Raw genomic sequence first — 5,164 nt, forward strand, 5'->3', positions numbered from 1 at the left:
TTAAAGACCGAACTTCCAAGTACAAAACCAACTTTAAAGTTTGCCTAAAACCCCAATTGCGCCAAACCGCTGTTGTGTGTAGTCCTTGTTTTTACTATAATTTTTCATTTAAACGGTTATATCAATAATTTCATTTTTTTTGTACAAGTTCGGTAAAAATTGCGACTTCATTCTGAATTGACTTCGCTTTTTAATCTTTGGTTTGGTTGAAATATTTTCCATTTTAATTCCTGGATCATAATAAATATTTCCCAAAGCCATTTGCGATAAGAAAAGTTGAAAATCTGTCCCTGTTCCTAAAATTATATTATTTCCATATTTATATTTTCTGTCAGTTTGTGTTTCAGAAAGTGATGGAACATAACAAGCCTGATTATGTTTTCTGTTCCAATGCAATAATAATGAAGCAAAACTCCAAGATGCAGTTTCAGTGCCTTTAACATCAACTAATGCAATTCTTCCGTTTGTACTCCTAATTTTTCCGCTTTCTTCATCAAAACCAATAAGTTGCATTTCTAAATTAGTTGTAGGATGTTTAATTCCACTTTTATGAACTCCGCCAAAATTCATTCTGTCTTCTCGACCAGTTTTGTCAGCATAACCGTAGTTTCTTATAAATGTTTCAGCGCCTTCACTTTTATAAATTCCGTGAGTTGGTTCTGGCGTCATCAAAGTTATTACAGCCGAATTTATTCTTGCAAAATTGGCAACGCCAAATTGCTTGACTTCCCAACCTAAATAATCGGGTTCTGAATAACCATTTGGTGTAATTCCTAATTCTGCTTCTAAAGTGTAACCGCCACAATTCGATGCTTCGCAAGGTAAAATATTTCCTTTTCCGTCAAGTCGTTTTGAATTTATCCAACCTAATTGATGAATACGAAGTAATTCTTCAATTAATTTTTCTCTATTATTTACAAATTTAGGTAATTCGATAACCTTAAAAACTCCGTGTTCAGAAACTGTATTTAAACTATTGAATTCATTTGCAATTTCAGAGTCAGGTTCGGTTACAAAACCAAGAACAGTTCCGTTTTTAGCAACGCTAAAAAAGAAAAGTCTGTCTGCAAGTCTTTGTGTCATTAATTTTGATGGTGCATTTTCGCATTTTGCAAGAAAACCTGAAAATCTAACTTCTGGATATTTTGGATAAAGTATAAGTTGTGATTTTGGTGCTGGATAAATGTTTCCATCTTCTCCAATCCAAGCAAAATTTATTAACGCTTTAAAACGTTCTTTGTTCCAATCTCCTGCTTCTTCATTTATGATTTCAGAAATTGGCAGAATATTTAGTATTTCAAAACTTCCGCCAAAATAAACTTGATTTTTTGAATTGTCATTTGGGGATAATTTTTTGATGTATATTTTGTTACAACCATTATCAACAAACAGCGACTTCAGATTTTTTAAGTTCATTTATTCTTATTATTTCATTAACAATATTTACTCCAACCGCTTGAATTAAGGGCATTACAACCGAATTTCCAAACTGTTTATATGCTTGATTATCTGAAACAGGAATTAAAAATTTATCAGGAAATCCTTGAAGTCTTGCACATTCTCTTGGCGTTAAACGTCGTGGATTTTTTCCTTCTTGAGGAATTAAAATTTCTGCACCATCTTTGTAATATCTTGCACTCATTGTGCGAGAAATACCATCTAAATTTGTCATTCCAAAACCAAATCCGTTTCCTAGTGCTTTATGTTTTTTCGCATATTCTTGCAAATAATTCCAAAGTTTATCTGACAAAGTATATTTATCATCAACTATTGGCTCTAAAATTTCTCTAATTGCTCTTGATGGTTCAGGCAAATCAGGAAAATTAAATTCTTCTTTTCCTTCAAAAACGGAGTTTTTGAAACCAACTATAATTATTCTTTCTCTATGTTGTGGAACAAAATGTTTTCCATCTAAAACTTTGCAATGAATTGAATATCCAAGTTCGGTTAGGGTTTCTTTTATAACTTTAAAAGTTTTTCCTTTATCGTGAGAAACAAGATTTTTGACATTTTCTAACATAAAAGCCGAAGGCTTTTTATGTTCAATAATTCTTGCAACGTCAAAAAATAATGTTCCTTGCGTTTCATCTAAAAATCCGTGGGCTCTGCCCAAGGAATTTTTCTTTGATACACCAGCAATTGAAAATGGCTGGCAAGGAAAACCTCCAAGTAAAATATCGTGGTCAGGAATTTCAGTCTCTGAAATTTGTGTTATGTCGCCAAATGGAACTTCTCCAAAATTTGCGTCATAAGTTTTTTTGGAATAAATATCCCATTCACTTGTAAATACACATTTACCGCCAATGTTCTGATATGCAAGTCTAATTCCACCAATTCCAGCAAATAAATCTACAAATTTAAACGTTGGTTTTTTAGTAGGCGGAAACGGAATATCCCAATTTATTGGCAAATAATACTGAAATTCAGGTTCTTCAACAATATTTAATTTTTCGTGAATTTCAGATAAGTATGAAGTTGCAGTTGGTCTAAAATATTCAGAAACTCCATTTGTATGATTTTGAAAATAATGGGTTAGGTGAGCCAAGTCATTGTTAGATGTCTTGGTTATCTCCATTTTGAGTTTATTTTTTATTTCTGAATACTTTTTAATCACAACTTTTTTCATTTTTTCAAAATTAACCTAAAGTTTTGCTTTTAGAAAACAAATTTCTAATATTTATGAAAAACATTTCAACAAGTTTTATTTTTAGAAAAATATAGTAATTTAAGTTTTTTCTTACGATTTTGGTTTTTTAGGATTACACACAACGTTCTCGCGCTACAAGCAGTTTGGGACTAAATTAAGCCTATTCTTCGGATTTGCCAAAACTTCCAAATACAAACCCAACTTCAAATTAAGCCAAATCCCCAAATTGCTTGTAGCGTGTGTTACTGGCTGGTTATTTTGTCGAAATTATGATCAAATCGCAAATTTTTCAAGTTTCTGTTGGCAGAATCCAACTTTCACGTTTCTGCTTTTCGGCTCGTAATTTTCAACGTTTTATTTTCAATTATTCGCTTTTTTAATTTCTGCACAAAACTTTTCAAGTTTCTGTTGGCAAGTTCCCATTTTCACGCTTCCGTTTTCAGATTTCAACTTTTCAAGTTTCTGCTGGAAAGTTCCAATTTTCAGGCTTCTACTTTTTAAGTTTCTGCGAGTTGCAAACTTTATTTCCAAATCGAAATTACCTGCGTAATTTCGGCATAACTAGCCAGTAACGTTTCGCGGCTTTAAGAAGTTGGGGATTTGTAAGCCCTAAACTTTCGATTAAACACCGAACTCCAAAAGTACAAAACAAACTTTAAATTAAGCCCAAAAACCCCAATTTCTTAAAACCGCTGTTACCAGCAGTTTTTTTAAAATGGCAAGTCGTTGGTTTCCTCTGCTCTAATTTTGGCAGTATATTCAAAGTGATTTTTGTCAATATTTTCTGTAATTATATTCATTGCGTTTTCCGGTAAATCAAGTAAATGTTCACTAATTTCTTCTTTTATTTTTAGTTCTTTAGGATTATTTGAACTTGTAAGTGCTGATACTTCAGTAAATCCACGTAATTCAAATCTTTTCAATATTGATGAGTAGCTTCTCGATAACTTATTATCAATTTCATTTATTAATTCCCATTCTTTAATATTATCAATCTCGTTTTACTCTTGCCAACCTGTCATTAATTTGAATCTGCCAGTTTCAATTATATAATGCAATAAAATTAACTCGTCTTCTTTTAACTTTTTTGAAGTTATCAAGTTTATGAACTTTGAAAATAAATCTGTTTGGTTTGTAGAAATTGTCGCTATTGGTTGTTTAATCTCAATTTTTTCTATTGTAACAGGTTTTGTTTCTGTTGCGAATATTTTTTCTTCAACTTTTGGTTCTTCAATTTTTACTGGTTTTATTATTTCTGTTTTATGATTACTAATTTCGGCAATAAATTTTTTTATGCTTTGAGAAATTATGATATGACTTTTTGAAATTTCAAAGTCTTCTGAAATTAATTGTAAAAATGATAATATTCTTTCTTCATCACTAATATAAAAACCTATTTCTCTTGGGTCTAATGCACCGCTTTGAAATTCTTTACTTGACAAATTAAAATTTGTAGTAAAAATTGCTGCGTGTTTATTTTCAATAATCCAAGCTGCACCCATTTCATTTAAGCAAGCAATACTTTGATAATACTCTTCGGATAATAGATAAATTACAAATGGTTTTTCTGTGATTTGAGATTTTAGCCAGTTGAATATATTTTGACCAACTGGAATTCCATATGCTGTGTTGCTTGTATAAATTATTTCATTCTCTTTTACACCAACACTTCTTAATAAATCAACTAATTTGTCTCCATAAAATTTGTTTTTAGATGAGTGAGATATGAATATTTTCATTATATATTTCGTGTTAAGATACTGAATTCGTGTTTTTAGATAAAATTGCTGGTAACGTCCCCGCGCTACAAGTAGTTTGGGACTAAATTAAGCCCATTATTCGGATTTGCCTAATATTTCTGAAACAAACCAATCTTTCCATAAGCCAAATACCCAAATTGCTTGTAGCGTGTGTTATGGGTAGATTGTTTCTGGCAGATATTCCTAATTATTAATCGATTTTAAACCAAATATTGGCAGGCTCAAAACCTAATTCTTGCCCAAATTCCAGCTAATTTCATTCCCTTTTATTATCGATTTTCATCCAATTATTGGCAAATTAAAAGCCAAGTTCGAATCTAAATTTCAGCCAATTTTTATTCTTATTTTTTTATCTCAATTTGAGAATCAAAACGATTGTTTATTTCCATTAAAACTCCAATATTCAAGTTCTATATTTCAGATTCAGTTTAGAAACGGCGAAATTCAAGTTTGCTTTTCAAATTCTGTATTTCAGATTCAGTTTAGAAAGTCCGAAACTCAAGTTTTCAATTTCAAGTTCTATATTTCAGATTCGGTTAGAAACTCCAATATTCAAGTTCTGTATTTCAAGTTTTGCTTTTCAGCTTCTAAACGTAAAATTCAAGTTTCAAAGCTTATGAATTTCGACTTCTTCTCAACTAAATGCCTTTAAAAATCTGATTTTCTTCGCAATTTACCCATAACGTTCCCGCGCTACAAGCAGTTTGGGACTAAATTAAGCCCTTTTTTCGGATTTGCCTAATCTTCCAAATACAAA

General features: G+C 31.1%; 4 protein-coding genes. All 4 read right to left on the reverse strand.

What is annotated here, in order from left to right; genetic code table 11:
• Positions 1 to 108: 108 nt before the first annotated feature.
• Positions 109 to 1,416 (reverse strand): MvaI/BcnI family restriction endonuclease, encoded by a 1,308-nt coding sequence (locus tag FNW21_RS15905; protein WP_144257734.1) that lies wholly within the window; start codon positions 1,414 to 1,416, stop codon positions 109 to 111.
• Positions 1,382 to 2,626 carry a DNA (cytosine-5-)-methyltransferase gene (gene dcm / locus FNW21_RS15910; RefSeq protein ID WP_144257735.1) on the reverse strand — a complete coding sequence of 415 codons (1,245 nt, stop codon included), beginning with the start codon at positions 2,624 to 2,626 and terminating at the stop codon, positions 1,382 to 1,384. The genes FNW21_RS15905 and dcm overlap by 35 nt, the downstream gene beginning before the upstream one ends.
• A gap of 731 nt (positions 2,627 to 3,357) precedes the next feature.
• Positions 3,358 to 3,570 (reverse strand): hypothetical protein, encoded by a 213-nt coding sequence (locus FNW21_RS15915; protein WP_144257736.1) that lies wholly within the window; start codon positions 3,568 to 3,570, stop codon positions 3,358 to 3,360.
• A 78-nt stretch (positions 3,571 to 3,648) separates the two neighbouring features.
• Entirely contained in the window at positions 3,649 to 4,386 is a 738-nt protein-coding gene (locus tag FNW21_RS15920; protein ID WP_144257737.1) for a toll/interleukin-1 receptor domain-containing protein, read from the reverse strand.
• Between the last annotated feature and the right edge of the window lie 778 nt (positions 4,387 to 5,164).

Source organism: Flavobacterium restrictum (genome assembly GCF_007097245.1).
GTDB classification, from domain to species: domain Bacteria; phylum Bacteroidota; class Bacteroidia; order Flavobacteriales; family Flavobacteriaceae; genus Flavobacterium; species Flavobacterium restrictum.

What these genes read in the sequence shown, in the direction of transcription:
- FNW21_RS15905 (WP_144257734.1), bottom strand. Translation starts at nt 1,416, where the DNA reads ATGAACTTAAAAAATCTGAAGTCGCTGTTTGTTGATAATGGTTGTAAC.
- FNW21_RS15920 (WP_144257737.1), bottom strand. Translation starts at nt 4,386, where the DNA reads ATGAAAATATTCATATCTCACTCATCTAAAAACAAATTTTATGGAGAC.
- dcm (WP_144257735.1), bottom strand. Translation starts at nt 2,626, where the DNA reads ATGAAAAAAGTTGTGATTAAAAAGTATTCAGAAATAAAAAATAAACTC.